Genomic DNA, 24,334 nt, shown 5'->3' on the forward strand with positions numbered 1-24,334 from the left:
GCGGACCCCGCGGCCAGAGCATGCGTGCGCCTCTCAAAATCCAGAAGCGTCACCCGAAGAAGGCGCCGCTTGTCGGGGAACAATCACTCCGCTCTCAAGGAAAGGAAACCTAAGAATGCGAAAGATGAGAATCCTGGCTGCCACACTCCTGGCTTTGGCGGCGGCCCCGCTTGGGCATGCCCTGGCCGAACCCGTCAAGAATGTCGTCATCGTGCACGGCGCACTCGCCGACGGCTCGAGCTGGCGCAAGGTCTTCGACCTTTTGACCACCAAAGGCTTCACCGTCACGGTCGTCCAACCGCCGATGACCTCGCTTGGCGACGATGTCGCGGCAACCAAACGCATCCTCGACCTGCAGGACGGCCCATCGGTCCTCGTTGGCCACAGCTATGGCGGCATGATCGTCACCGAAGCCGGGACTTCCGAAAACGTCGCCGGCCTCGTCTATGTCGCAGCCTTTCAGCCGGATGCTGGCGAAACTCTGCTTGACCTGGCAGCCAGGAAGCCGGCTGCAACCAAGGGCATCGCGGCAACGGACGACGGATATCTCTATCTCGATCCGGAAGTCTTCGCCGCGGACTTCGCCGCCGACGTTCCCGAGGTAGAAGCCCGTTTCATGGCTCATTCCCAGGTCTTCCCGGCAAAATCTGCCTTCGAGACGAAGATCACGGTACCGGCCTGGAAGGGCAAGAAGAGCTGGGCGCTGATTGCGACCGAAGACCGGGCCATTCATCCGGACTTGATGCGGACGATGGCCAAGCGTGCCGGCAGCGATACGGTCGAGGTCAAGGCAAGTCATGCGGTCTTTCTGTCCCAGCCGGCCGCCGTCGCCGAACTGATTGAGAAGGCGGCGACAGCGCTTTCCGACTGATCGCGAAGATATCCAGGCAAGCGGGCCTCGCAGCGGATCACTGATCCGCTGCGAGGCCTTTTTCTCGCGAAGAACGAAACCGCTAGGCATCAGTCACCGCCAATGGGTTTCGCAAACTCGCTTTGAACCCTGACGCTGTTCCCCAGGGAACTTCAGCGAAACGATCCGCCGGTAGGTTGGCCGCGCCAAACCAAGAGCCGCGAAGGCCAAGAACTCCAGAAGGACCGACCGAATGCGCCTGATTGCCTCCGCCCTCCTCGCTTGCAGCCTTGCGGGCTCCGCCAGTGCCGCCGATCTCATCACCTTCTGGGATAAGCCGCAGCATGGCGGCAACAGCTTCAACCGGCTGCCCCCGGACGACGCCTATTTCAGGGCCTTGGCCGGCTACGGCGCCACCTGGGTGCGCCTGTCCTACGACAAGTGGGAGCCGGCCAAGCGCGACTATCTGATCGGCGACGCCGACAAATACGAAGGCATACCGGCGGCAGACCTCAAGACGCTGAAGGAGACCCTCGACCGGGCCGACAAGGCGGGCCTCAAGGTCGTCATCGCGCCGCTGTCGCTGCCCGGCATGCGCTGGGCGCAGAACAACGGCAACCGGTTCGACGGCCGTCTCTGGCAGGACAAGATCTGGTGGGGCCAGGCAGCAGCCTTCTGGCAGGATCTGGCCCGCGCGCTGAAGGATCATCCCGCGGTCGCCGCCTACAACATCGTCAACGAGCCGGCGCCTGAAAAGAGGAACGGCCTTGCCGAACATGCCGACCGAAAGACGATGCAAGCCTGGTACGGCGACCAGGCGGGCAGCGCCTCGGACCTCAGGGCCTTCTACAAGACGGTAATCGCCGCCATCCGGGCGGTCGACCCGGCAACGCCCATCATGGCGGATGCCGGCTGGTATGCGGCTGCCGACGCCTTTTCCTATTGGCCGGCAGCGCTCACCGACCAGAAGGTGCTCTACAGCTTCCACATGTATGAGCCCTATGCCGCGACCAGCGCACCGAACATGAAGCGCGACAAGCCCTACGCCTACCCCGGCAAGGTGCCCTTCGGCGACGGCGAGGAGACGTGGGACAGGGCCCGGGTCGAAGCCTATCTTGCAGAGCCGGTGCGATGGGCAAAAGACAAGGGCGTGCCGCTCAATCGGCTGGTTGCCGGCGAGTTCGGCTGCATGCGCCTGTGGTCCGGCTGCAAGACCTATCTCGAGGACGTGTTGACCGCGCTCGACAGGGACGATCTGCACTGGGCCTTCTACAGTTTCCGCGAGGATGCCTGGGACGGCATGGACTACGAGCTCGGCGCGAAAAAGGTCGGCTGGAAATACTGGCAGCAGATGGAGGCCAACGAGCGCGACACGACGCCGCGCAAGGCGACCCCGGAGTTCGAGCCGATCAGCCGGCGGCTGCAAGGGACAGATTGACGCAGAACGGGAAAGGCCGGCGCACGCTTGGAAAAAAGCCCAAAACAGCTAGAAGAGGGTGCATTCCTTGCGGGGCCGCGCGAATGGCGAGCACCTGCTGCAACATGAGGCATGCTGGTGCAGACGACCAAGGCGACTAACGCCGAAACACCCAACCGAACCATCTCCCTGTCGCGCACCCTGGCGATCGTGATGGCAGCCCTGGTCGCCCTGACCGCAGCCGTTATCCTCTCGGTCGTCTGGTTCATGTCAGCGGGCACGACCCGCGACCTGCTCGTGCAATCGGCGCATCTCGGCCTGGAGGCGGTGCAGACGCAAATCGGCAGCCGCTTCTCGCCTGTGGAGGATCAGCTCGCCTTTCTGGCGCGAGAGGTCGGTGCCGGCCGCCTCGACCCGAAGGATTCGCCGAAGTTCGAACGCGTGATGACGGGCGCTCTGGCGGCAACGCCGCAAGTTCGAGTACTCTCTTTCGTGAAGCCCAACGGCGATATCATCGGCGTTACGCAGGGTCCAAAGGGTGTCTTTTCCTATACCGACCAGGTCACGAGCGACAACGAGCGCGCGGAGATCGAGGAAGCGCGGCGCAGCGGCACGCCTCACTGGGGGCCCGTCTATTTCGTACCCGATCCGGCGATACGCACGTCAGTCACGAATTTGCAGCAACCGGCAAACCACAACGGTGAATTTGCCGGCGTTTTCCGTGCCACGATAACGGTCGACACCATGTCCGACTTCCTGCGCCAGATTGCCGTCTCGAACCCGGGGGCGACGCCCTTCGTCCTCTACGGCCGCGACCAGGTTCTCGCCCATCCGCTGATGGCCGCGGGACATCCGCTCCTTTCGGCGGAGCATCGGTTGCCGAAGCTCGACGAACTGGGCGACCCTTTTCTCGCCGCACTGTGGAAAGAACCGGCCGAGACCTTCGACGATTCGGACATGGAGATACGCGCGGTCAAGCTCGGGGACGACGGACGGGTCGTCCTGACGCGCGAGATCCGCGGCTACGCTCCCTCTCCGCTCATTATCGGTGTCGAGGTTCCGATCGAAGCGGTCGAGAAGCCGGTGTGGGACCTGCTGCGGGCCGGCATTGCCGGCCTCGCGGTGCTGTTCGTCGCGATCGTCATCGCGTGGGTTGTCGGTCGCCTGATCGTTCGCCCGGTCACCAGCATGGCGCGTGAGGTCCGTGCCGTCGGCATGCTCGATTTTGCCGCTCTGCGGCCGCTTCCCGGCAGCCTCTTCACCGAACTCGACGAGCAGGCTAAGGCCTACAACACGATGCTGACTGGGCTGCGCTGGCTTGAGACCTATGTGCCGAAGAAGCTCGTGCGCCACCTGATCGGTCGTGAGGACCTGGCATCCACCCAGCGCACCGTCACCATCATGTTCACCGATGTGGTCGATTTCACCGCGACGGCAGAAAAGACCAGCGCCGGCGACGTGGCGGCACTGCTCAACAGCCACTTCGATCTGCTCGGCCACTGCATCGAAAGCGAAGGCGGCACCATCGACAAGTTCATCGGTGATTGCGTCATGGCCTTCTGGGGCGCACCCGACGCGCAAATGGACCATGCAGATCGGGCAATCCGGGCAGCGCGGGCGATCGCCAAATCGATCGCCAGCGACAACGCCGAGCGACGCCTAAAGGGCCTGCCGCCCCTCAGGGTGCGCATCGGTATCCATTCCGGGTCGGTCGTTGCCGGCAATATCGGCATGACCGGTCGGTCGGCCTATACGATCGTCGGCGACACGGTGAACGCCTGCAACCGGCTGGAGCAGCTCGGCAAATCGATCGCGCCAAGTGAAGAGGTAATGATCCTCCTGAGCGGCGAAACCTTCGGTCTGGTGGCTGATGACGATCGCTCCGATCTCGCCCAGCTCGGCAAACATTGTCTGGCCGGCCGAAGCGAAGAGACCGAGATCTACAGGCTTCAGACACAATAGGCCCCGCGCCGACACGAGCCGGCGCGCAGACCTCCGGGCCATCATGATGCGTAACGCCTATTGGCCGGCGGCCCGGCGGTTCGGCTCGGTCCCGTCAACCGCCTCGCGGACCTGCCTGCGATCGCGACGCAGGGTCTCGAAACAATCGTTGCCGAACCATTCAAGCGACGCGTCGACCGACGGCTCATCGGCGATCTCCGTCAGGAACCGTTCGTAGTCGACAACCCCTTCGAAGAGCGGCGTCATCCCGCGCCGGCTGCCGGCCGCGGCATAGACATTGGCCGGCTCGAAGACGGAAAGTTCTGCCCGGCCGACGATGTTCTTCAGGTGGTAGTGGCGAATGTGCGGTTTCATCGCACGGTGCACGGCGACCGGGTCGTCGCCGCCTTCCCAAACATGCAGCGTGTCGAAATTGATGGCGAAGGAGGGATGGTCCACCTCTTCGATGAGCCGCATCGTCGAGGCCGCCGTGTCGGCGAGCGTCTTCGGATGCGTTTCGACAAGCAGCTGGATGCCGTAGCTTGCGGTAATGGTGCAGATCTCCTTCAGGCGCTCGACAATCTCCCGCCGCTCGTCAGCGCTGACGTCAAGGCTGCCACGGCTTCCCGCGAAGGTGCGGATCTTGCGGGTGCGCCACCGGCGCGCCAGTCGGCAAAGCTCGACCGCCTTGTGCCGCAGCGCTTCCACGTCGCCGTCGAGCGGCAGGTAATCGCTGATCATCGGCACCGAGAGGCCGTAGCCGTCGAGCCATTCGGCGTTGCGATCCGCGCGCGGCGAGAGGTTGCGCGCATGCGCGCCCCAGAGTTCGATACCCTGGAAGTCGTTGGCCTCGGCCCAGGCGGCGATCTCGTCGAGCGAGATCAGATGGTGGCGGAAAGTGATGGTGCAGAGCGAAACTCTCATCGCGCAATTCTCTTCAAGGGACGGATTTCCTGGGGGATGGCAAGATCGCACCAGAGATCGAAGACCTCTGCGAGCTTGACCTTCAGCTTCGTCTCCAGCCGGTCGGCTTCGTCGAGACGCTCGATGACGGCGCCCAACAGCGAGCGATCCCCTGTCTGGGCGAGCTTCATGCAGGCGTAGTGCAGCGTCTTCAGCGACTGAACCAGCGCCTCGATCTCCCCGCACCAGCCCTCGAACTCGGCGGCCGGCAACTTCAGCGCCCGCCAGTAGAAGGCAAAGCCGTGCTCATAGGCGTATTTTCGGATGGTGATAACAGGCAGTTCCCGCACCGCGGCGCCGAGATCAGTGAGTGCGATACCGTTCGTCCCGTCGAGATGCGCGGCGACTATCGCTCTGACGGCATCGACCAGCGGATTGCGGTCCCGGACGAAGCAGGCCTCGAAATAGGCCCTCAGATCTTCGGCAAACGGCGCGCGCGCCTCGGCATTGTCGAAGACATAACCGCCGCCGACAGTCGGCTGCATGATGGCGTGAACGACCTTCTCGCGGGCAATCTCGCCCTCCCAGCGATAGTCGGGATCGTGCACGAACCATGTGTCGGGATCGGCCGTTTCCTGCAGCATCAGATAGTGCGGGAAGGGGTTCTGGTTGAACTTGTTCTCCCGCTCCGGCAGGTGGAACATGTCGAGCATGACCATGACCGAGCCGGTTTCGCCGCGCTGTTTCATCAGCCCGAGCAGCACTGCGAGGTTGTCGAGCTTGGTGCGCTGCGGATCGTACCACTCGACGACGGAAACGCCGTAAAGCCGCTCGAACCAGCCACGGAAGAATTCCTGGGTGATATCGGGCGCATGATAGAGAAGCTCGAAACGCTCGCTGACCGCGAACTTCGCGTCCCAGACACCGAAATAGAACGGCCGCTGATCGAGCCCGTTTCGCTTCAGGCCGTCCGAGACGCAACTGACGAAGCAATGGACCTTGATGTCGTAATAGGCCTCGCCGTGCACCCCCTCGTCGGTCGTCCCGCCGGTGAGCGGAAAGGCGGGCACGATGGCGGCGGTCGGCTTCGGCACATAGAGCGCGACGAGATCGGCGACCGTTTCGATCTCCCGTTTTGCGATCGCCTCTTCCGGCACCGACAACCCGTATTCGAGCTCGAGATTGAGGAAGATTTCGAGGATCAGCACGGAGTCGAGATAGAGATCTTCGTTGAGACGGGCATCGAGGCCGAAGCCGTCCATATGTCCATGCGCCATTTTGTCGGTCAGGACGGCCTCGATCGCCGCCAGAACTTCGCTTTCGGTCATGATGCGGCTCCCGCAATCGGTTTGTTGAATTCGCCTGCCAGATGACGGGCCGCGACATCGCGGCGGCTGATTTTGCCGTTCGCCTGGCGCGGAACTGCATCGATCTGCAGGATTTCCATCGGCAACTGGTGAGATGCGAGGTGTCGGCTGCACCATTCGCGCACGGCCTGCGGCGCCACCGGCGCCTCGGCGCTAAAGAGCAGCGCCACGCGCTCGCCGGCAAAACGATCGGCCTTGCGGAAGGCCACGGCGTCGGTGACCGCCGGCATCGCCATGACGGCATCCTCCACGTCTTTCGGATAGACGTTGAGGCCGGAGACGTTGATCATGTCGTCCAGGCGGGAAACGAAGACCAGCATGCCGTCGGCGCGCCGGTAGCCGAGGTCACGCGTGTGGATCGGCGCGCCGTCGCCGTTGCTAACGACGATCTCACCCGCGTCCTCGGCGGTGTTGCCGGTGGCGGCGATCAGATGCGGCAGGACGAAGCCCATGTCACCGGCGGAAGTCACATCCGGATTGATGGCGATGCAGCCGGATTCCGAGCAGCCATATTGCTGGAACATGAACCGGCTCTTGGCGCGAATGTCGGCAAACCACGGATCGGGAAGCAGCGTGCCCGACGTCATCGTTGCGTGGATCTGTTCGCCCGCGGGCGTCAGCCGCGCCAGCGTGTGCAGGATCGCCGGCGAGGAATAGAGCAGCGGCCGTTCGATCTCGCGCAGCACCTTCAGGAGATATTTCGGGTTCGCGGTGTTGACGATGACCGGCGTCTGCCCACGCTTCAGCGCCACCAGGATGCCGCAGATCAGCCCGTAGGAATGGGTGGTCGGGCAGGCGACGACCGGCGTCATGTCCTCCGGTTCGCGGAAGGTGGCGACATAGCTTTCGATCTCGGCATCGATTTCCGTCCAGTTGCGCGCCACGCATTTCGGCGCGCCCGTCGTTCCGGAGCTCATCTGCAACAGCGTGCCCTCAGCCGAAAGCAGGTCGGATGGTTCGAGAACTTCGGCCGTCAGGCTGTTGTAGAACAGCCGGTCGCAGCCGGCGCCGATCGCGAGCTTGCGCGCGGCCGGATAGGGTGTGCCCGGATGGATCGGCAGCACGCTCGCGCCCGCCTTGCGGATGGCAAAGAACAGAGCCAGCCAATCGACCGTCTCCGAGAAGCAGACGGCGTAGCGGCCGGTGTCCTGTGCGCCAAGGCCGATCTCGGCTGCGAGTTCGGCCGATCTGGCGCTGAAATAGGCCTCGTCATAGAGCCTGTCATCGATACGGATCATGGCTTTCTCCTTCGTTGAAGCATCCTTGCGGCCAAGGCGTTTGCCACCTCGTGGTGGTATTCCGGCTTGAGCGCGAGCAGCTTCCTCGTCATCAGGGATTCGGTCAGGATGCGGGGTTGGTCGCAGCCGAGCTGCGCCAGCCGCTCCGTCGCGCCGTGCTCCGCCTCGTAGGCGGCAAGCACGGTTTGAACGCGCTGCCAGAAGAGCGTTTCCGGCAGGTTGTAGCAGTGGTCGAGAAGGTGGGAGATCTCACTCAAATTGTAGACGAACAGCGTGTCCATCACCAATTCGCGCAGCGAATCCAGGTTGTCCGTCCAATAGAACTGGTCGGGCTCCGCCTCCCGGTAGATCGGCTCGAGCGACAGGAAATCCGGCGCCTTTTCCGGCGCGCGCAGAAAGCCCGGCGAAAACTCGATGCTCTCGTGAAAATCGCGCAGGATCAGCCGGGCCGGCCAGCCATCGCGATGGACGAGCAGCATGTTCTGCCCGTGCGCTTCTACCGCAAGCCCATGGTGCACCAGCAGGTGCCAGACAGGCAGGACCGCGACTTCAATCAGGCGGTTGATCCAGGGCATCAAGCCGAAGCGCTGGATCCAGTCGTCGGCGAAGGCACGCCCGTCCGCTTCGACCATCATCAGCGCGTTGAAGGGAATGACGGCCTCGCCGGAGCCAAGCGTCGCTTCCGCGTTCTCGCGCCAGATGGCTGCGACCTGTCCGGCCAAAGGGCCGTCGCTGTCGGCTATGATGCCGGCATATTCCTGCAGGACGGTGAGCGGATAGCGGTCGCGAAAGGCCGGATCTCCGGCAACCATCTCGGCGATCCAGCGCGAGATCACCGGCGCCGTGCAGACCGAATGCGGCTCAAGGGTACGGCGCGACGAGGTGTTGACGATGTTGAGCGGCAGCTTGACGCTCGCGGCCAACGGTCGGTCCCGGTTCAACAGGGATCGGACCGACTGCGTCGCCGTGTATCGGTCCCCCGCCGGGCCGAGGCAAAGGGCTTCGCCCGCGGCGATCCAGCCAGAAAGCTGTCTCTCACGGAGTTCGCGCCATTGCCAGGGATGCAGCGGTACGAGACCGAACGCATCAGGCGAAACACCGCGCTCTTGCCGCTTCGCCCGGAGTTCGGACCAGGTTTCCTCCCCCAGTTCCGCTTCCAAGAAGGCATCCTCGTCACCGGGGATCGCGCAGCGAAGATGCTTGCGCGCCACCAGAAGCCAGACGAGCTGGAACGCTCCTCCCATTTCGGGCCCATAGGCTGCATGGTCGGCGACGGAAAAGCCGGTACGCGCCTTGTAGCAGGGATGATAGGGATGGCCCTCCTCAAGCGCTCCCTCCAACTCCGCAAATGACAAAGCGCGGCGCAGCCGCGCCGGTACCTGACGCTCGTTCCAGGCGCTGAAGGCGATCGTCTGCGTGAGTTCGTTGAGCAGCTTTCCGCGCGTCGGTCCGCTGCCCGGCAGGACGGATACCAGCTGCGCCAGCGGCGGCACGACCCAGCCGTCCGCATCATCGCGCATCTCTACCGATCCGGCAGCCAGCCGGAGCCGGCCAAAGGGGCCGATGGCGCCGTGGCAGCGGAACTGCCGGCCGCCGATCGACCAGTGGAAGGTGGTGACATCCCCGTCCGTGTGCTCGCTGGCCTCAACGATACCTTCGAACAGCAGCGCGGCAACGAGCTGGCGAAGCACCCGCTCGTCCGGGCGGCCCTTGAGATCAAGAGGCAATGGCATGGTCGGTCCTCGGCGCAGTCAGAACAGCCGGCGCCCTCAGCGGGTTCGGCACGGGGCGATAAAGGGACGGCGCGTTGCTGGATTGCAGTTCGTCGACGTCGTAGAGACGCGTCGTCAGGTTGGCCTTGGAGACGATCGTCGGCAGGTCGAGCACGTGACGGGCAAAGTCACGCCCGGCGCCACTCATTCGGCTGGCATAGCGCTCGAGATGCCCGCGCAGTTCGCGCAGGAGCAGGCTCTCATCGCAGAGCCCGTCATGGCCCATGCGGCTTATCACCGAGAAGACCTGATTGACGATCAGGTAATAGGCGAAGCGATCCCGAATCTCGCTCTCGGCAAAATAGAGGGACGCGATCGTTTGCGTCTCGGGCACATGGCCGGCAATCAGGCTGCGGTACCGCTCCGACAGATAGAAGCCCTGATTGTCCCGATAGTAGCTGACGGACGGATAGCCGGTGCCGACGTCCAGCAGGCTGTTTTGCTGGTGGGCTTCGAGCGCTATACCATAATCGTCATAGAGGCGGATCAGCGGCTCGACGGCGCAATCGAGATACCGGCGAAACCAGAGGTGCGTCGCATCGAGCAGGCTCTCGCCCGTACGGGCGGCGACCGTCCGAACCAGCCGTTCGAGGCGCGAAACCTGCCCCGGTAGCGGATCGGCCGTCAGGGCCGCGACGGTGACGACGCCCCGCCCACCGCCGTCCGCAAATGGGTTCTCCCGCAGGATGACTTCAAAGCCGCTCTCGCTGCGTCCGGGCAGCTCGAGCGTGATATAGGCGGGGTCTTGAATGATGCGGAAGTTTCGCGAGCGTTCGGCAAAACCGATCCGGTCAATCAGCTTCGCCATTGCGACACCCGCTTCGAGCTCCTGACGACGATTGAGACGCACAGAGTTGGTGATGCGCACGGGCAGGGAAAATTTAAGCATCCAGCCGGCATCGGCGCCGTAAACCGTGCGCACCGACGAGGTCGCGGTAAAGGCCGGGCCGGCGGGGCCGAGATGCCGCAGCCGCCCGTCCCCCAGCATGCCGCGGATATCGGGATCAAGCAGCAGGGCTTCAGCCTGAAGCGGATGCATCGGCAACAGATACTCGTCGTCTCCGAGCGCGATGCCGTTAGCATCCGACCCGACGAGGGACCGCACGATCTCGGGCGCTGCAACCGCGCGCGCGCAATCGTGCCTGATATCGCCGCGTTTTGCCGCGAAGTAGTGCAGTTTGAACTGGCCGCGCAGTTCCGGCGCGTAGCTCTCCTGCTGCCAATAGGTCATGCCCTGGCGGCTCTTCGGCGTCGGGTGCTGCCAATGGCCAAAGACGAGCGACTGCTCCGCTTCGATGAAATGACCGCCGTCCGCCGGCTCCGGCGCGGCCCTGTCGATATAGAGTGCCGTTTGCTGGTAACTTTCGAGCACGCGCATCAAGAGTTCGAGCTCGAAGCCGCGCAAAACGTCGGCCTTGGCCTCGTCGACCTGGCGGTAGCATTCGTGCACCAGGATATGGAGCGCCGAAATCAGTTCGATATGGCGCCAGGTGGCGTCGGACACGCCCCTGCCCCAGACCCTGCCGAAATGGTGTGGGCCGCAGAGCGACGGCGATGTCACCTCGGCGCGCAGGATCATCTGCTGCCTGGGCAGAGACCATTCCACGCAGTCGACGGCGCCGCCTGCGGCGCGATGCATGGCCCGGATGCCCGGATTGACTTCGCGCAGGTAGCAGTTTGCGAAGCTTTGAAAGGTGGCGATTTCTGCTATTTGCCTAGACGATTGCATCCTGATCCTCGGCACGCGACACGCATAGCCGCGCAATTGCGTTGGGCGCTTTCGACCAACACATTGAATTTTCTTGTCGGAACTAGCTTGCGAGCGGTTCGCTTAGCCGGCGGGCTGCCAGGCAAGCGGATCGGGCTCTTCCCGGAACGCGAAGCGCAGAAGATGGCTTTCGATCACCGATTTCGTGTCCGCAAGGTTGGCGTCATCGGGTGAGCGGGCGCGGATGCTCAAGCCTTCTGATGTGGCATGGAGGTAGCCGGTGCCGCAGGAAAACCTGAGCTCGGCGCGCGGGCCCTCCTGTTCGACGTCGACCTTGTGGGCGAAATGCTTGCAGAGCTGCGTCAGGTATTTCTGGCCGTCTTCCGTCGCAAAATGGGTGGTGGCTTCTTGCATCTGGAACTCCCGTTTCGGCTTTCGCTTGCGTGGGCGGCGCTTGGGTGGCCGCCTCCGCTTGTTGAGGCAACGGCCACCTGGAGGCGGCGGCCGTTGCGGTCGCGGACGCCCTAGAAAGTCGCCTTGGCGGTCAGGATGAAGGAACGGCCCGGCTCGTAGAGTGGCGTCACCGTTCCGAACTCCTGACCGTAGGTCGCCCGATCCGAATAGGTTTCGTCGAAAATGTTCTTCAGTTCGGCGCGCAGCGACAGGTTCGGCCGCTCCGGCGGCACGTATTCGACAAAGGCGTTGAAGACTTGGTAGCCCTCGAAGGGCTTGCTGCCGTCGGCAACGTCGTCGTAGTCGAGCGCAATTTCCGCGTCGGCCCCGAAAGTGACGCCCCAGTCCGTCAGCGTGTGGACCGCTTGCAGCGTGATGATCTGGCCGGCCGGCGCGGCCAGATAGGTGCCGAGATCAGAATCGGCAGGCTTGCCGTCGATCTCCACGTCGATATTGGCGTATTTCACCTTGAAAAAACCATCGCCCCAGCTGTAGCCGGCGCCGATCTCGAAGCCGCGCGAGCGGACGTCATGCGCTTCGATCCCGCGCGTGACCGCATAACGCGGCGTGCGCGCGTCATCGATATCGGTTTGGAAGACGCTGCCCTCGACGGTGAAGTCGTTGTAGTTCGCCTCCAGGCCCAGGATATAGTTGTCCGCCGTCACCGGCTTCGGACCGCTGCCATAGTTCCAGTTGGGATTCATGATGAAGTTTTCGGCGAGCGGAATGCCTGCCCAGACGTGCGAATAGCCCGCCTTGGCGGTCAGCAGGTCCTCGATGAGGTCGTACTCGCCCGAGACGTTGCCGCTGAGGCCCGAATTGTTCCACTCTTCTCCCGTCGTCCCGGTAAACTGCTGCGTGTCGCCGCGCGCACCGAAGGAGAGGCGCGTTCTCTCCCAGGGCTCGAGCCGGGCCTGGGCATAGATGCCGACATTGCGCGCCTTCTCGGTGCTGGCATCGAACATGTCGTCGAGGTCAGCCTTGTCGTCATAAAAGTCAACGCCGGCAATGACGTTACCCATGTCGAACGAGAACTTGTTCTCGAACTTGCCGTTGAAGCTGCTCGTGGTGCCGGTGGCGGGATAGGGCGGAATGTTGAGGCGCGGCGGCAGGATGATCGGAATTTCGACCTCCGTCCTGGAGTAGGCGAGCATCAGCGTTGGATCCCACCAGCCCTCCGGCGTGCTGTCGGTATAGGTAAACACCGTGTTCTGCCGGTCGAGCATGTAGTCGCGCACGCGCGGCTCCCATGGTGGGCGTCCGTCGATAAAGCCGATATTAGCGCGAAACGGACGCGGCGCGTCGTCGCGAATGCGGTCGTGGCTGATCTCGAAACGGTCGCCGCTGTCGAACTCGTAGGCAAGCTTGCCAAGCCCGCTCAACACGTCTGTCGAGGTGCCTTCCACGTCCTGCCCATTGCCGGCGGTGAAATCGTTGCCGTTGCCGAAATTGAAGTAGCCGAGGAACTCGAGCCCGTCGCGCATGCCGTATGCGGAGATCCCGGTCGTCACCGTGTCGCTGTTGAAATTGTAGCTCGACGTGACAAAGCCGCCGAAGCCGTCGCCATCGAGCAGATCGCGCGCGTCGATCGTCTCGTAAGCGATCGCGCCGGCAAGCGCCCCGGGACCGGCATCGGCCGGCGCAACGCCGGCATCGACGTTGACGGCCTTCAGCAGGCCGGGGTCAATGAGGTTGGTGCCGTTGTGGTGGAAGACCTTGTTGTTCTGTCGGCCGCCATCCATCGTGACAGCGAGGCTGGTTTCCTCGATGCCGTGGACGTAGACCTTCTGCGACATCGGCAACGAGCTGCCGACCGAAATGCCGGGCTCGCCGGAAAACACGTCGGCAATGTTGGCGGGGTTCTTGCGCTTCAGGTCTTCCGACGAGATGACGATCTCGCCGGCGCCGAGCGGCCCGGCACCGAAGGCCGAAATCGGATCGAGGACCGTTGCTCCGTCCGCAGCGACAGCAGCGCTGCCACCCGCCGACACGGCCGAGCCGACCAGCGCGGTGCCGCCCGATATCCTGTAGGAAATGCCGGTGCCCGACAAAAGCCGGGCAAGCGCCTGGTCCGCCGTCATCGTTCCGCTGACCGTCGCCGAGCGAAGCCCCTGCGAGGTGGAAGCCGCCAGGGTCACCTGCAGGCCGGACTGCCGCCCGAAGGCGTTGAGCGCGGTGGAAAGCGGCTGCGACGGGATGTCGAAGCTGCGGGCGTTGCTGACGCGCGACGTGGTCTGCTGGGCGGAGGCCGTGGAAACGGGCATCAGCGCGAGCGAGGAAAACGCGGCGATCGCCGTCGTCGTCAGCAGGCGCCGTCTTTCACGGCGACGTCCCGTATCGAATTTCAGATGTCCCTTGCGGCATTTCGGCGAACGCATTTTACCCCCGTCTCGGCATTCCACGCGGCCTTGCGGGCGCGCGTTTCCAACCAAAGACGACCGGCCCCGGATTTTTTTTCACCGGCGCGCGATTTTTTCCTGATTTTTTTACTCCAATTAAAACCGCGTCAGGATGCGGCCATAGGGGGTCACCTCGCGTACCTTGCCGCCGAAAGGCTGCACCAGCGCCTGGAGCGCCCGATCCGGATCCTTCAGATCGTAGACGCCGGTTACACGCCGCCCTGCCAGATCCGGCTGCGGAATGGAAATCCAGGCAGAATGGTAGCGCTGCAGCCGCTCGGCGGCAGCGGCGACCGTGACATCATTGACGAACATCCTGCCGCTTCGCCAGGCGCCGATATCATCCGCCGCGATCGCGCTTCGCAAGACTGCGCCGGTCGCATGGCTCACCGTCGCCATTTCTCCCGGGGCCAGTTCGAAATTCTGCTTGTGCGCGTTTGCACTATAGGAGACGGCCACCGTGCCGTGCGCCAGCTCGACGGTCGTCTCCGTGCTCGCCAGCTGCACATCAAACGCAGTCCCCAGCACGGACACCTCGACGCCACCCGCCTCAACGACAAAGGGACGCGAGGGATCGCGGGCGACGTTGAAATAGGCTTCGCCCTTCAGCAGCCTGACATGGCGGGTGCCGGCGCTGATGTCGGTGGCGATGGCGCTGCCGCCGCCCATTTCGATGATCGTCCCGTCCGCAAGCGTAATCGTCCTGTTTTGCGCCGTCTCGGTCACGTGATCGGCCTGCCACCACACGAGAAGCGACGGCAGGGAGACGAAGAGGACGAGGCAGGCAGCAAGCGCCAGCGCCACGCCGGCGACCAAGCCGCCCGTTCCCATCCGGCGACGTTGGCGGACCGGTGGCTCGACGAAAACGGACGGCCTTGCCCCACGCCATAGATGCTCGTGCACCGGCGGCACCTCACCGAGCAGCTGCCAGGTCCGCAACGCCGTCTGCCAGGCTTGGCCATGCAATTCCGACTGGCCCAGCCAGGCGCGGAACCGGGCTTGCGTGTCGCGACAGTTCGGGCGCGCCTTCAACTCGAGGAACCAATCCATGGCCTCTTCGAGCAGCGCCTCCGATATGTGGTTGTCCTTGGTCAAAGCCCTGCCTGCCGCTTGGATGTTCGACGCCCTAGCACTTTGTTTCTGTAGCCCCCAACCCCGTCAAGCGGCGTCACCGGGAAGCGGGACGCTTCCGTGGTACTTTCGCTCTGTCATAAAGACGACCAGCACCCGATTTTTTTTCACACGGGGACCCCTGAAATTCTAGGAGGCCCCACCCGCAAGCGTTGTCGCAACCCGCATCATGGCGGCGCGCACGTGGCGGTGCGCCGTCGCGACGGAGATGTCGAGATGGGCGGCGATCTCTTCGAGGGTGTAGCCGCCGAAACGGTGCATCTCGAGCGCGACCCGCACTTCCTCGGGAAGGTCTTCGAGAATGCCGGAGATGCGTCTGATTTCGTCGCTGACGAGAATGATGTCCTCGGGCGTCGGCACCTCGATCGGCATCGACCAGAACGGCGGCTCGCTCTGCTCTTCCCGCGCTTCGATCTTGCGGCGCTTCAAGAGGTCGAGGGACAGGTTGCGGACGATCTTGTAGAGATACGCGAGCGAAAGCCCGGACGGTCCGGCAGAAGGCGGATTGCCGGTGTTTGCCGGCGCAAATCGAATGAAGGCCTCCTGCACGATATCTTCGGCCGTTTCCCGCGATCCGACGATCCGCGTGGCATAGGCGACCAGGGCAGTACGGTTGGCGAAATAGACCTGATGGCGCGTATCGATGTCGACCACTGTGTCTGATCCGATCATATAATTTCGATTTGGCGCGGCGTGCGCACCCCTGCCGAGAGGCGATCTATGGCCAAGGGACCAATCGAGCGCCGTGTCTCTTAGCACGCAGAAATAAACTTGTCTGTAATACTCATGTTAAAATTTCAAGGCTGGCGAATGCGGGGTGTGAGCGGGCGCGCGGGGGCCGCCGGAACGCAGTTCCCGGACCAGATCGATCAGGGCACGCAATTTCGCCGGTACGTGCCGGCGGCCAGGAAAATAGAGACATAGCCCATCGTAGGGCGGCGTCCACTCTTCCAGCACCGGAACCAGACGCCCGGCCTCGACGTCGTCGCGGACGTGATGATCGGAGAGATAGGCCAGTCCCACCCCGCCGAGAGCCGCCTGAAGCATGAGTTCGCTGTCGTCGAGGATGAGCGGTCCCGGCGCATCGATTTCGACGCTTTCCCCGCGCCGGGAAAACTCCCAGTGATAGATCCTGCCGCTTGCCATGCGCGCCCGGATGCAGGCGTGCTGCCTCAGATCGCCCGGCAGCAGCGGCACCGCTCTTTCGCGAAAATAGTCCGGCGAACCCACGACGATCATGCTCGACTGAGGCACGACCGGAACGGCGACCATATCCGGAGGAACCGCCTCGGCGAGACGAAACCCGGCGTCGAAACCGAGCGCTACGATATCCACCAGCGCATTGTCGGTCGCAACCTCCAGCGCCATCTCTGGATATCGCCTCAGATACTCGATCAGTAGCGGCCGCAAAACCATCTTCGCCGCTCCCGGGGAGGTGTTGAGCCGCAGCATGCCGCTCGGTCGTGCCTGAGACTCCGTCGCCCGCTCGACGGCGCCGTCGATGGCGGCAAGAGCCGGCAGGATCTCGGCAACGAAAGCCTCGCCTGCCGTCGTCAGCGCCACCGATCGCGTCGTGCGGTTGAACAGGCGCACATTGAGGCGCGCCTCCAGCGCCAGGACCGCATGGCTCAACGACGAGGACGAAACCCCGAGTTCCCGGGCAGCGGCCCGAAAGCCGCCGAGCCGCGCGATTGCCGCCACCGCCTCCAGTTCGGACAGGCTCGCCTTCATTGCGCTATTTTCCTCATCAGAGTGTCTGTGATTGATGATCTTATCCTGACGATCGTTCCGATGCATATCCTTTTCATCGCAACAGGAAATCGGACGATGAAGATCATTGAGCAGATATATGTCGATGGCGCTTTCGTTGCGCCTCACGGCGACGAGCGCTTCGCGCTTTTCAATCCCGCCACGGAGGAAAAGATCGGCGAGGTCCGGCTGGGCGACAATCGGGATGCGCACGCGGCCATTGCTGCCGCGAAACGGGCCTTCCCGGCCATGCGGCAAACGACACCGGCCGAACGCATCGCCATGCTGCAAACGCTGGCGAAGGCTGTCGCCGCCAACGCCGATGCGCTTCGTGCGGCCATGACCATCGAATACGGCGCGCCGCAGTCGTTCCTCGCATTCTCCGTGCCGCACGCCGCGAACGTGTTCGACGTCGCGGCAAGGACCGTGGCCGACTACGCCTTTACCCGTCGTATCGGCAATGCGGAGGTGGTGATGGAACCCGTGGGCGTGGCCGCGGCAATCACACCCTGGAACAGCAACATCGGCTTCATCTGCACCAAACTCGCCACGGCGATCGCGGCCGGCACGACCATCGTGATCAAGCCGTCGGAGATGAGCGCTATCCAGACCCAGGTGCTGCTCGAAGTCTTGCACGAAGCGCGACTGCCCGATGGCGTCCTCAATGTCGTCAACGGCTACGGCCACGTGGTCGGCGCGGAACTCAGCCGGCATCCCGACATCGCCAAGATCACCTTCACTGGCTCCACCACGACCGGTCGGGAGATCCTGCGCAATGCAGCGGAAAGCTTCAAGCGCGTCACGCTCGAACTGGGCGGAAAAGGGCCGCAGATCCTGCTCGATGACGCGGACCTCGACCGGGCGATCCCGCATGTTCTGGCATCGGCCTTCCGCAACAGCGGGCAGGCCTGCATCGCCGGAACCCGGCTTCTTGTTCCGAAGCGAAGACATACGGAGGTGATATCGCGCCTTGCGCACGCCGTTTCCGCGCTGCGACCCGGACCTTCGAGCGATCCGGCCTCCGACATCGGCCCGATGGTGAGCGCCCGGCAGTGGGAGCGTGTCCAGGCCTATATCCGCCTGGGGCAGGAAGAGGGTGCGACGCTTCTTGTCGGCGGCGAAGGCCGGCCGGAAGGGCTGCAACGGGGATGGTTCGTCCGCCCGACCGTCTTTTCCGGTGTGACCAACGACATGCGGATTGCGCGCGAGGAAGTCTTCGGCCCCGTGCTCAGCGTTCTTTCCTACGAAACGGAAGCGGAAGCGATCGCGATTGCCAACGACACGGAATACGGATTGCAGTCCTACGTTCTTGGCACCGACGCCGAACGTATGCGCAGCATCGCCCGACAATTGGAGGCGGGGCGCGTGGTGATCAACGAAACCCCGGCCGACGCTCAAGCGCCCTTCGGCGGGTTCAAGCAATCCGGCATCGGCCGCGAATTCGGTCCCTTCGGCCTCGACGCCTTCCTCGAACCGAAGGCGATCATCGGGTGATGCCTCGCCCGGACGGCTCGACCCGACGGGTCGTCCGGGCGAGGGTCAACCCCACGCTCGGCAAGGCCAAAAAGATCGCGGCGGCCCCCTTTCGAAGGCCGCCGCGTTTCTCGTCACGGTCGGATGAGCCCGGGCGTTATGCCGGCAGTTGCTCTTCCTTGGTCTTGACCAGGCTCCAGACAACACCCGAAGCGATGATCGCGAAGGTGACACCGAGCGACAGGGCCGCGGGGAACTTCTCTAGCCCCAGGAGATCGGCGACGAAGATCTTCGAACCGATGAAGATCAGGACGACGGCCAGCGCCGGCTTCAGGTAGCGGAAGCGATGGATCATGGCAGCGAGCGCGAAGTAGAGGGCGCGCAGGCCGAGGATAGCGAAGATGTTCGAGGTGTAGACGATGAACGGGTCCGTGGTGATCGCGAAGATCGCGGGAACCGAGTCGACGGCGAAGATCACGTCGGCCACCTCGACCATGACCAGCGCCATGAAAAGGGGCGTGATGAACCAGGTCATCTTGCCGGTCTTCGGGTTGACGAGCTTCACGAAGAAGCGCTCGCCGTGATGTTCCTCGGTGACGTTGAAACGGCTGCGCATGAAGCGCACGAGCGCGTTGTCCGAAACGTTGGGCTCGGCCTCCTTCATCACCAGCATCTTGATGCCGGTAAAGACCAGGAACGCAGCGAAAATATAGAGAACCCAGGAGAATTCGGCGACGAGCGTCGCGCCGACGCCGATCATGATCGCGCGCAGCACGATAACGCCAAGGATACCCCAGAAGAGCACGCGGTGCTGGTAGATGCGCGGGACGGCGAAGAAGGAGAAGATGAGGGCGATGACGAAGACGTTGTCGAGCGCCAGGGTCTTTTCGACGACGAAGCCGGTCATATAGGCAAGGCCGGACTCGGCACCGAGATACCACCAGACGAAGCCGCCGAAGCTCAGGCCGAGGGCGATATAGAAGGCGGAAAGCTTGACGCTTTCGGCAACGTTGATCTCCTTGTTCTCCTTATGGAGAATACCAAGGTCGAACGACAGGATAGCGATCACGAGGGCGAAAAAGCTCGCCCACAGCCACAGTGGCGTTCCCAGCCACACTACAGACATGAAGGAAAAGTCCACAGACGGGTCCCCAATCGGCACATGTTGTCGGAATAAGGTCCGACATCGCAAGAGTGCCGAAGCTCTCGCCAGAGGGGCCCGGACCAGCGGGTTAGGCGGCAGATAGGAGCTCGGTTTTCCGGTATCAAGGGAGGCCCATGATTTTTTTCAAGAACTCGGCCGCGCTTGCTGGCAGCCGAGCCCTGGTGGTCAAAATCGATCCCGGCAAACTCTGAGGTTGAACCGTGACGGTAGAGAATCCGACTGAAGTACCCGCGTTCGCCTGGCGCGGCGCATTTGAAAACAAGGAACTGAATACCCTGCACGCCGAATGCTTCGAGCACGCCTTGACCGATGACGACTGGTGGAGCCAGGTCAACCGCTTCAGCCTCGGCTGGGTCACCATGCGGATCTCGGGCGCACTGACAGGCTTCGTTAATGTCGCCTGGGACGGTGGCGTGCATGCTTTCCTGCTCGATACGATGGTGACGCTACCGTTGAGGCGTAAGGGTTACGCCACGCTGCTCGTCGAAGAGGCCGTAACGCACGCCAAGGCCTCGGGCTGCGAATGGCTGCATGTAGACTTCGACCCGCATCTGCGCGAATTCTACGTCGACCGGTGCGGTTTCGTGCCGACGGATGCCGGTCTCATCCAACTTCGATAAAAAAATTCTCCAGCGTCTGGCCTTTGAGCATGGTCGTCCTCGCAGCCAAGTCGATGTGGTGGCTTGATAAACTTCCTATATAAGCGAACACGACGTTCGAGGTTTCCGCCAAGACAAGGACAGATTTGATGACCGAAAAATCCCCCGCTGACAATTTCCCCGCCGGCTATGACGTTCCCAAGGTCTGGACCTGGGACAAGGGCAATGGCGGCGCGTTTGCCAGCATTAACCGTCCGACCGCCGGCGCGACGCGCGATCAGGATCTGCCCGTCGGCAAGCATCCGTTGCAGCTTTACTCGCTGGCGACGCCGAACGGCGTGAAAGTCACGATCATGCTCGAAGAGCTGCTGGCGGCCGGCCATAAGGACGCCGAATACGATGCCTGGCCGATCCGGATCGGAGACGGCGACCAGTTCGGTTCTGGCTTCGTCGACGTCAACCCGAACTCCAAGATCCCGGCGCTGATGGACCATGCGCCCAAGGGCGGCGGCGCGCCGGTGCGCGTGTTCGAATCGGCCTCGATCCTCACCTATCTCGCCGAGAAATTCGGCGCCTTCCTGCCGAGCGAGCTTCGCGCCCGCACAGAGACCTTGAACTGGCTGTTCTGGCAGATGGGCTCGGCACCGTTCCTCGGCGGCGGCTTCGGCCATTTCTATGCCTATGCGCCGATGAAGATCAAATACGCCATCGACCGCTACGCGATGGAGGTGAAGCGCCAGCTCGACGTGCTCGATCGCCATCTCGCGGAGAACCGCTTCCTCGCCGGCTCGGAATACACCATTGCCGACATGGCCACCTGGCCCTGGTATGGCAATCTGGCGCTCGGGCAGGTATATGGCGATGCCGGTACTTTCCTCGAGGTTCAGAGCTACGAGCACGTCCAGCGCTGGACGGCCGAGATCGCCGCCCGGCCGGCCGTCAAGCGTGGCCGCATGGTCAACCGCTTGAGCGGCAACCCGTCCGAACAATTGCATGAGCGTCACGACGCTTCCGACTTCGATACGAAGACTGAGGACAAGATCGTCGAGAAGCAGACCGCCTAAGGAGAATAGAATGGCCAAGCTGGCTGATATGACGAAACACCGGGGTTTTCCCTACGCCATGCCGGGCACGGGCATCCAGTTCGTCATCCGTCGGGCCAACCCCAAGGGAGCAACGCCGATCAAGGCGTTGCCCCGCCATGCCCGGCCCGGCTCCGGGGCGCACCGCATCGATGCGGCCTTCCTCCACGCCCTCTGGCATCATTTCGGCGCGGAACCATTCGAGCGCGGCAATCTCGATGCCGCCCGGCTGAACCTCCTGTTCGGACGCGAGGTGCTGCCGGTCGACAAGGATTTCGATCCCGTGTCCTACGAAGCATTGCTCGTCATCAACGAGAAGGTTGCCCGGCAAAGCTTCCCGGAATCGTTCGTCGACGTATTCGAGGTGTGATGTCGGCGGCGGCTGGCCGCTCCAACTGTTTGAGGTGGCGCACCGCCTGCCGGTGCGCCACCTCACTTTTTTACATCACGCGCGGAGTGCGCCCGTCATCCGCAACACATCCTCAAGCGGGACAAGCCCCTTCATCGCACCGCTGCCGGTAACGGGCTCGCCATCCTCGATCGCCACTGCGAAGCGGAAGGCCGGATCGGCCTCGATGCGCTGGCGCAGCGCGTGGATGCGCGGATAGTTGCGCGCATAGTCCTTCGGATCGATCGCCTCGTGGAAATCGACCCAGCGGGCCACGCCGGCAAAGACCGCATCGGCAAGCGTCGGCCGGTCGCCGATGAGGTAATTGCTGTCGCCCATCATCGCTTCCAACTGCTTGTGACGCTTGGCGACGAACTCGCGGCCGAAGGCGCGCAAGGTTTCGCGGTATTCCTCCGTGGCGTCTTCGGATTCCAGCGCCACCCACATCGAGAAGAACGCGCCGGTGAAGCCGGTGTTGAGGAAGGCGATGAACTGGTGCATGCGGTCCGCCTCGAAAGTGCCCGGGGCGAAGCTGATGCGACGCTCCTGATCGCGCCCCTCCAGCCATAAGGCGATCGCCATGGTCTCGGTCAGCACGTCGCCCTTGTCGGTCACGAGAGCGGGCGTTTCGACCCGACCGTTGAAGCGCTCATAGGCGTCGGTGCGCATTTCCCCGAGCATGTCGACGCGGGTGAGGCGATAGGGCTGGCCGAGCCATTCGAAGGCGGTGACCAGGCCGGCGGAACTTCCGAGTGGAAAGCCTGAGGTGAAGATCGGTTCAGAGACACTGTGCATGATGTCGTTTCTCCATTGTTGATGTCATGGATATATCGACGTGGACGGCGCCTCTGTAGTCGGCCTAAATTGGACTTATCGTCTGCATATGTGGACGATCGAGATTGAAGGATCTCGGCGAACGATGCCTGATTTTCGCCGAACGCCATTGGGGCGTTCGGCAATGTGCGAGATCGGCCCCTGGCAGGGCCTTGCCGCTAGGCGGAGCGAGCCGGAGACGGATAGAGGCCGCCATCGTCGGCATCGACGGTGATCGACAAGGTTACATGCCGCGGCCGCGTCAGCGCGAACAGCACTGCCTCGGCGATGTCCCGGTTCGTCGCCGCCTCGCCCTTCCGTCGACTGCCGGCCGCCTCCCATGCGCCATCAAGCGGCGAGATGTCCTCAATGTATGGCGGGTGGACGACGATCGAACGGGTGGGCGTACCGGCAAGCTTCTGGCGCAGGCCATCGGCCAGGGCGGCCTGTGCCCGCTTGGCAGCATAAAAGGGCACGGACACGGTCTGGAGTGCGGCATTAGGCAGGCCGCTGATCGAGCCGATCGTGACGATATCCGGGCGGGGCGAGTGAGCGAGCAAAGGCAGCAGCCCCTGGGTGAACAGGAAGGTCCCGGTAACCGCCGCGTTGACGACGCCGAGCACCGCGTCATCAGGATGATCCTCGTCACTGTCCTCGAGCCACATGGCGCCGTTGTTCACGAGGATATCGATGCGTCCGTTCTCGGACTTGATGCCCTCGACTGCCGCAGCCACGCTTTTCGCATCCGCAAGATCGAGCGCGACGGTTTGTACCCGTCGCCCGAGATTGAGGGCAATCGGTTTGGCCACGTCCTTGAGAGCGCTCTGGCTGCGCCCGCACAACACGAGATCGCACCCCGCTTCTGCCAGGGCATAGGCCAGGGACGCTCCGAGGCCGCGACCAGCGCCCGTAACCACCGCAACAGTTTCATTCAGTTGTATCATCCGCATCCCCTAAAGCGCGAAGAGAAGGCCGACGCGCGTGTCGAAGCCGCACAATTAGGTATCAGCGGTTGAATTTCCAACGGGAAAGCGCCGGATGCGACGACCCGGCGCACATGCCTTCGACGCGCGTTCCGCCGGGCAAAGGCAAGTGCGGGAAGATTTCAGGGTGGAGAAACGGGGGCGCCGACCTATCTCGCAGAGCAGGTGGCGAAGGAAACGGCCCCTCCGGCTTCAAAACGAAAGGACGCGTCATGGCCAAGAACACGATCTGCCTCTGGTACGACAAGGAGGCCGAGACCGCCGCTCGCTTCTACGCCGAGATCTTTCCCGATAGCCGGGTCAGCGCCGTGCATCGCGCGCCCGGCGACTTTCCGTCCGGCAAGGCGGGAGACGTGCTGACGGTGGAGTTTACGGTCGCCGGAATTCCCTGCCTCGGCCTCAACGGCGGGCCGATGTTCAAGCACAACGAGGCCTTTTCGTTCCAGATCGCCACCGACGACCAGGAGGAGACCGACCGCTACTGGAACGCCATTGTCGGCAATGGCGGACAGGAGAGTGCCTGCGGCTGGTGCAAGGACAAGTGGGGCATTTCCTGGCAGATCACGCCAAGGGTCCTGACCGATGCCCTGGCGGCCGGCGGTGCCGAAGCAAAGCGCGCCTTCGAGGCGATGATGACCATGGGCAAGATCGACGTCGCTGCGATCGAGGCGGCGCGGCGCGGCTGAAGCCTCCGCTCCGACGGAACTTTCCGGCCCGACACGGCTTACCCAATGGTGTGCGGGCAGTGTCAACCGGACGCGACAGGGATGGTGAACATGGCGGTTTTTCCGGTTTCCCGCCATGGCCAACGCAATGGCAGTCGAGCGCCCCACCTGTCCGGTTCGCCTCACGCTGTCGGCGACGCATCGCCGGCAGCACGATCGGGACAGACTTGCCGAACCT

Annotated in this window: 21 protein-coding genes; 8 read left to right on the top strand and 13 right to left on the bottom strand. The window is 63.3% G+C overall.

Going from position 1 to position 24,334, the window contains the following annotated elements; translation table 11 throughout:
- Positions 1 to 115: 115 nt before the first annotated feature.
- From ASD01_RS05320 to ASD01_RS05330, 3 genes are all read left to right on the top strand, one after another.
- Entirely contained in the window at positions 116 to 871 is a 756-nt protein-coding gene (locus ASD01_RS05320) for an alpha/beta fold hydrolase (RefSeq protein WP_060529011.1), read from the top strand.
- A gap of 232 nt (positions 872 to 1,103) precedes the next feature.
- Positions 1,104 to 2,288, top strand: coding sequence for a glycoside hydrolase family 5 protein (locus tag ASD01_RS05325; RefSeq protein ID WP_034787610.1), 1,185 nt, complete (start codon positions 1,104 to 1,106; stop codon positions 2,286 to 2,288).
- A gap of 117 nt (positions 2,289 to 2,405) precedes the next feature.
- Positions 2,406 to 4,229, top strand: a complete 1,824-nt coding sequence (locus ASD01_RS05330; RefSeq protein ID WP_159415697.1) for an adenylate/guanylate cyclase domain-containing protein — start codon at positions 2,406 to 2,408, stop codon at positions 4,227 to 4,229.
- A gap of 57 nt (positions 4,230 to 4,286) precedes the next feature.
- On the opposite strand, the gene ASD01_RS05335 is transcribed toward ASD01_RS05330, so the two are convergent.
- From ASD01_RS05335 to ASD01_RS05380, 10 genes are all read right to left on the bottom strand, one after another.
- Positions 4,287 to 5,132, bottom strand: a complete 846-nt coding sequence (locus ASD01_RS05335; protein ID WP_060529013.1) for a sugar phosphate isomerase/epimerase family protein — start codon at positions 5,130 to 5,132, stop codon at positions 4,287 to 4,289.
- Positions 5,129 to 6,439 carry a DUF6005 family protein gene (locus ASD01_RS05340; RefSeq protein WP_060529014.1) on the bottom strand — a complete coding sequence of 437 codons (1,311 nt, stop codon included), beginning with the start codon at positions 6,437 to 6,439 and terminating at the stop codon, positions 5,129 to 5,131. The genes ASD01_RS05335 and ASD01_RS05340 overlap by 4 nt, the downstream gene beginning before the upstream one ends.
- Positions 6,436 to 7,716, bottom strand: a complete 1,281-nt coding sequence (locus tag ASD01_RS05345) for an AMP-binding protein (protein ID WP_034787620.1) — start codon at positions 7,714 to 7,716, stop codon at positions 6,436 to 6,438. Before ASD01_RS05345 ends, ASD01_RS05340 begins: the two co-directional genes overlap by 4 nt.
- Positions 7,713 to 9,449, bottom strand: a complete 1,737-nt coding sequence (locus tag ASD01_RS05350) for an IucA/IucC family protein (RefSeq protein ID WP_060643612.1) — start codon at positions 9,447 to 9,449, stop codon at positions 7,713 to 7,715. The genes ASD01_RS05345 and ASD01_RS05350 overlap by 4 nt, the downstream gene beginning before the upstream one ends.
- The gene (locus tag ASD01_RS05355) at positions 9,433 to 11,217 is read right to left on the bottom strand and encodes an IucA/IucC family protein (RefSeq protein WP_060529292.1); all 1,785 of its coding nucleotides are present in this window, start codon (positions 11,215 to 11,217) and stop codon (positions 9,433 to 9,435) included. Before ASD01_RS05355 ends, ASD01_RS05350 begins: the two co-directional genes overlap by 17 nt.
- 102 nt (positions 11,218 to 11,319) lie before the next feature.
- Positions 11,320 to 11,610, bottom strand: a complete 291-nt coding sequence (locus ASD01_RS05360; RefSeq protein ID WP_034787636.1) for a DUF2218 domain-containing protein — start codon at positions 11,608 to 11,610, stop codon at positions 11,320 to 11,322.
- Positions 11,611 to 11,720: 110 nt separating this feature from the next.
- Entirely contained in the window at positions 11,721 to 14,027 is a 2,307-nt protein-coding gene (locus ASD01_RS05365) for a TonB-dependent receptor (RefSeq protein WP_082566290.1), read from the bottom strand.
- Positions 14,028 to 14,144: 117 nt separating this feature from the next.
- Positions 14,145 to 15,143, bottom strand: coding sequence for a FecR family protein (locus ASD01_RS05370; RefSeq protein WP_051659105.1), 999 nt, complete (start codon positions 15,141 to 15,143; stop codon positions 14,145 to 14,147).
- 165 nt (positions 15,144 to 15,308) lie between these two features.
- The gene (locus ASD01_RS05375; protein ID WP_034787638.1) at positions 15,309 to 15,851 is read right to left on the bottom strand and encodes an RNA polymerase sigma factor; all 543 of its coding nucleotides are present in this window, start codon (positions 15,849 to 15,851) and stop codon (positions 15,309 to 15,311) included.
- Positions 15,852 to 15,968: 117 nt separating this feature from the next.
- Positions 15,969 to 16,910 carry a LysR family transcriptional regulator gene (locus tag ASD01_RS05380; RefSeq protein WP_060529293.1) on the bottom strand — a complete coding sequence of 314 codons (942 nt, stop codon included), beginning with the start codon at positions 16,908 to 16,910 and terminating at the stop codon, positions 15,969 to 15,971.
- Between the two features lie 96 nt (positions 16,911 to 17,006).
- Here ASD01_RS05380 and ASD01_RS05385 point away from each other — a divergent pair, with 96 nt between their 5' ends.
- Complete coding sequence (locus ASD01_RS05385) at positions 17,007 to 18,422, top strand: aldehyde dehydrogenase family protein (protein WP_060517859.1); 1,416 nt, start codon at positions 17,007 to 17,009, stop codon at positions 18,420 to 18,422.
- 136 nt (positions 18,423 to 18,558) lie between these two features.
- Here the strand turns inward: ASD01_RS05385 and ASD01_RS05390 are convergent, their stop codons facing one another.
- Positions 18,559 to 19,527 carry a TerC family protein gene (locus tag ASD01_RS05390; protein WP_210333184.1) on the bottom strand — a complete coding sequence of 323 codons (969 nt, stop codon included), beginning with the start codon at positions 19,525 to 19,527 and terminating at the stop codon, positions 18,559 to 18,561.
- Between the two features lie 239 nt (positions 19,528 to 19,766).
- On the opposite strand from ASD01_RS05390, the gene ASD01_RS05395 reads away from it, so the two are divergent.
- From ASD01_RS05395 to ASD01_RS05405, 3 genes are all read left to right on the top strand, one after another.
- Positions 19,767 to 20,186: a GNAT family N-acetyltransferase gene (locus ASD01_RS05395; protein ID WP_034787642.1), complete on the top strand. Its 420-nt coding sequence runs from the start codon at positions 19,767 to 19,769 to the stop codon at positions 20,184 to 20,186.
- 128 nt (positions 20,187 to 20,314) lie between these two features.
- Positions 20,315 to 21,229, top strand: coding sequence for a glutathione-dependent disulfide-bond oxidoreductase (yghU, locus tag ASD01_RS05400; RefSeq protein WP_034787644.1), 915 nt, complete (start codon positions 20,315 to 20,317; stop codon positions 21,227 to 21,229).
- A 10-nt stretch (positions 21,230 to 21,239) separates the two neighbouring features.
- A complete protein-coding gene (locus ASD01_RS05405; RefSeq protein WP_034787648.1) occupies positions 21,240 to 21,617 on the top strand; it encodes a hypothetical protein in 378 nt (125 codons plus the stop codon).
- 75 nt (positions 21,618 to 21,692) lie between these two features.
- Here ASD01_RS05405 and ASD01_RS05410 read toward each other — a convergent pair whose 3' ends face one another.
- Positions 21,693 to 22,430, bottom strand: a complete 738-nt coding sequence (locus ASD01_RS05410; protein WP_060517739.1) for a glutathione S-transferase family protein — start codon at positions 22,428 to 22,430, stop codon at positions 21,693 to 21,695.
- 197 nt (positions 22,431 to 22,627) lie between these two features.
- Positions 22,628 to 23,392 carry an SDR family oxidoreductase gene (locus tag ASD01_RS05415; protein WP_060517741.1) on the bottom strand — a complete coding sequence of 255 codons (765 nt, stop codon included), beginning with the start codon at positions 23,390 to 23,392 and terminating at the stop codon, positions 22,628 to 22,630.
- A 251-nt stretch (positions 23,393 to 23,643) separates the two neighbouring features.
- Between ASD01_RS05415 and ASD01_RS05420 the strand changes: the two genes are divergently transcribed.
- Positions 23,644 to 24,117 carry a VOC family protein gene (locus tag ASD01_RS05420; protein ID WP_060517743.1) on the top strand — a complete coding sequence of 158 codons (474 nt, stop codon included), beginning with the start codon at positions 23,644 to 23,646 and terminating at the stop codon, positions 24,115 to 24,117.
- Positions 24,118 to 24,334 lie beyond the last annotated feature (217 nt).

The organism is Ensifer sp. Root423, assembly GCF_001426275.1.
Taxonomy (GTDB): Bacteria; Pseudomonadota; Alphaproteobacteria; order Rhizobiales; family Rhizobiaceae; genus Ensifer; species Ensifer adhaerens.

Coding starts and splice junctions, on each gene's coding strand:
- ASD01_RS05340 (WP_060529014.1), bottom strand. CDS start 6,439: ATGACCGAAAGCGAAGTTCTGGCGGCGATCGAGGCCGTCCTGACCGAC.
- ASD01_RS05320 (WP_060529011.1), top strand. CDS start 116: ATGCGAAAGATGAGAATCCTGGCTGCCACACTCCTGGCTTTGGCGGCG.
- ASD01_RS05350 (WP_060643612.1), bottom strand. CDS start 9,449: ATGCCATTGCCTCTTGATCTCAAGGGCCGCCCGGACGAGCGGGTGCTT.
- ASD01_RS05385 (WP_060517859.1), top strand. CDS start 17,007: ATGAAGATCATTGAGCAGATATATGTCGATGGCGCTTTCGTTGCGCCT.
- ASD01_RS05365 (WP_082566290.1), bottom strand. CDS start 14,027: ATGCGTTCGCCGAAATGCCGCAAGGGACATCTGAAATTCGATACGGGA.
- ASD01_RS05325 (WP_034787610.1), top strand. CDS start 1,104: ATGCGCCTGATTGCCTCCGCCCTCCTCGCTTGCAGCCTTGCGGGCTCC.
- yghU (WP_034787644.1), top strand. CDS start 20,315: ATGACCGAAAAATCCCCCGCTGACAATTTCCCCGCCGGCTATGACGTT.
- ASD01_RS05375 (WP_034787638.1), bottom strand. CDS start 15,851: ATGATCGGATCAGACACAGTGGTCGACATCGATACGCGCCATCAGGTC.
- ASD01_RS05360 (WP_034787636.1), bottom strand. CDS start 11,610: ATGCAAGAAGCCACCACCCATTTTGCGACGGAAGACGGCCAGAAATAC.
- ASD01_RS05380 (WP_060529293.1), bottom strand. CDS start 16,910: ATGAAGGCGAGCCTGTCCGAACTGGAGGCGGTGGCGGCAATCGCGCGG.
- ASD01_RS05390 (WP_210333184.1), bottom strand. CDS start 19,527: ATGTCTGTAGTGTGGCTGGGAACGCCACTGTGGCTGTGGGCGAGCTTT.
- ASD01_RS05335 (WP_060529013.1), bottom strand. CDS start 5,132: ATGAGAGTTTCGCTCTGCACCATCACTTTCCGCCACCATCTGATCTCG.
- ASD01_RS05410 (WP_060517739.1), bottom strand. CDS start 22,430: ATGCACAGTGTCTCTGAACCGATCTTCACCTCAGGCTTTCCACTCGGA.
- ASD01_RS05345 (WP_034787620.1), bottom strand. CDS start 7,716: ATGATCCGTATCGATGACAGGCTCTATGACGAGGCCTATTTCAGCGCC.
- ASD01_RS05355 (WP_060529292.1), bottom strand. CDS start 11,217: ATGCAATCGTCTAGGCAAATAGCAGAAATCGCCACCTTTCAAAGCTTC.
- ASD01_RS05420 (WP_060517743.1), top strand. CDS start 23,644: ATGGCCAAGAACACGATCTGCCTCTGGTACGACAAGGAGGCCGAGACC.
- ASD01_RS05415 (WP_060517741.1), bottom strand. CDS start 23,392: ATGATACAACTGAATGAAACTGTTGCGGTGGTTACGGGCGCTGGTCGC.
- ASD01_RS05405 (WP_034787648.1), top strand. CDS start 21,240: ATGGCCAAGCTGGCTGATATGACGAAACACCGGGGTTTTCCCTACGCC.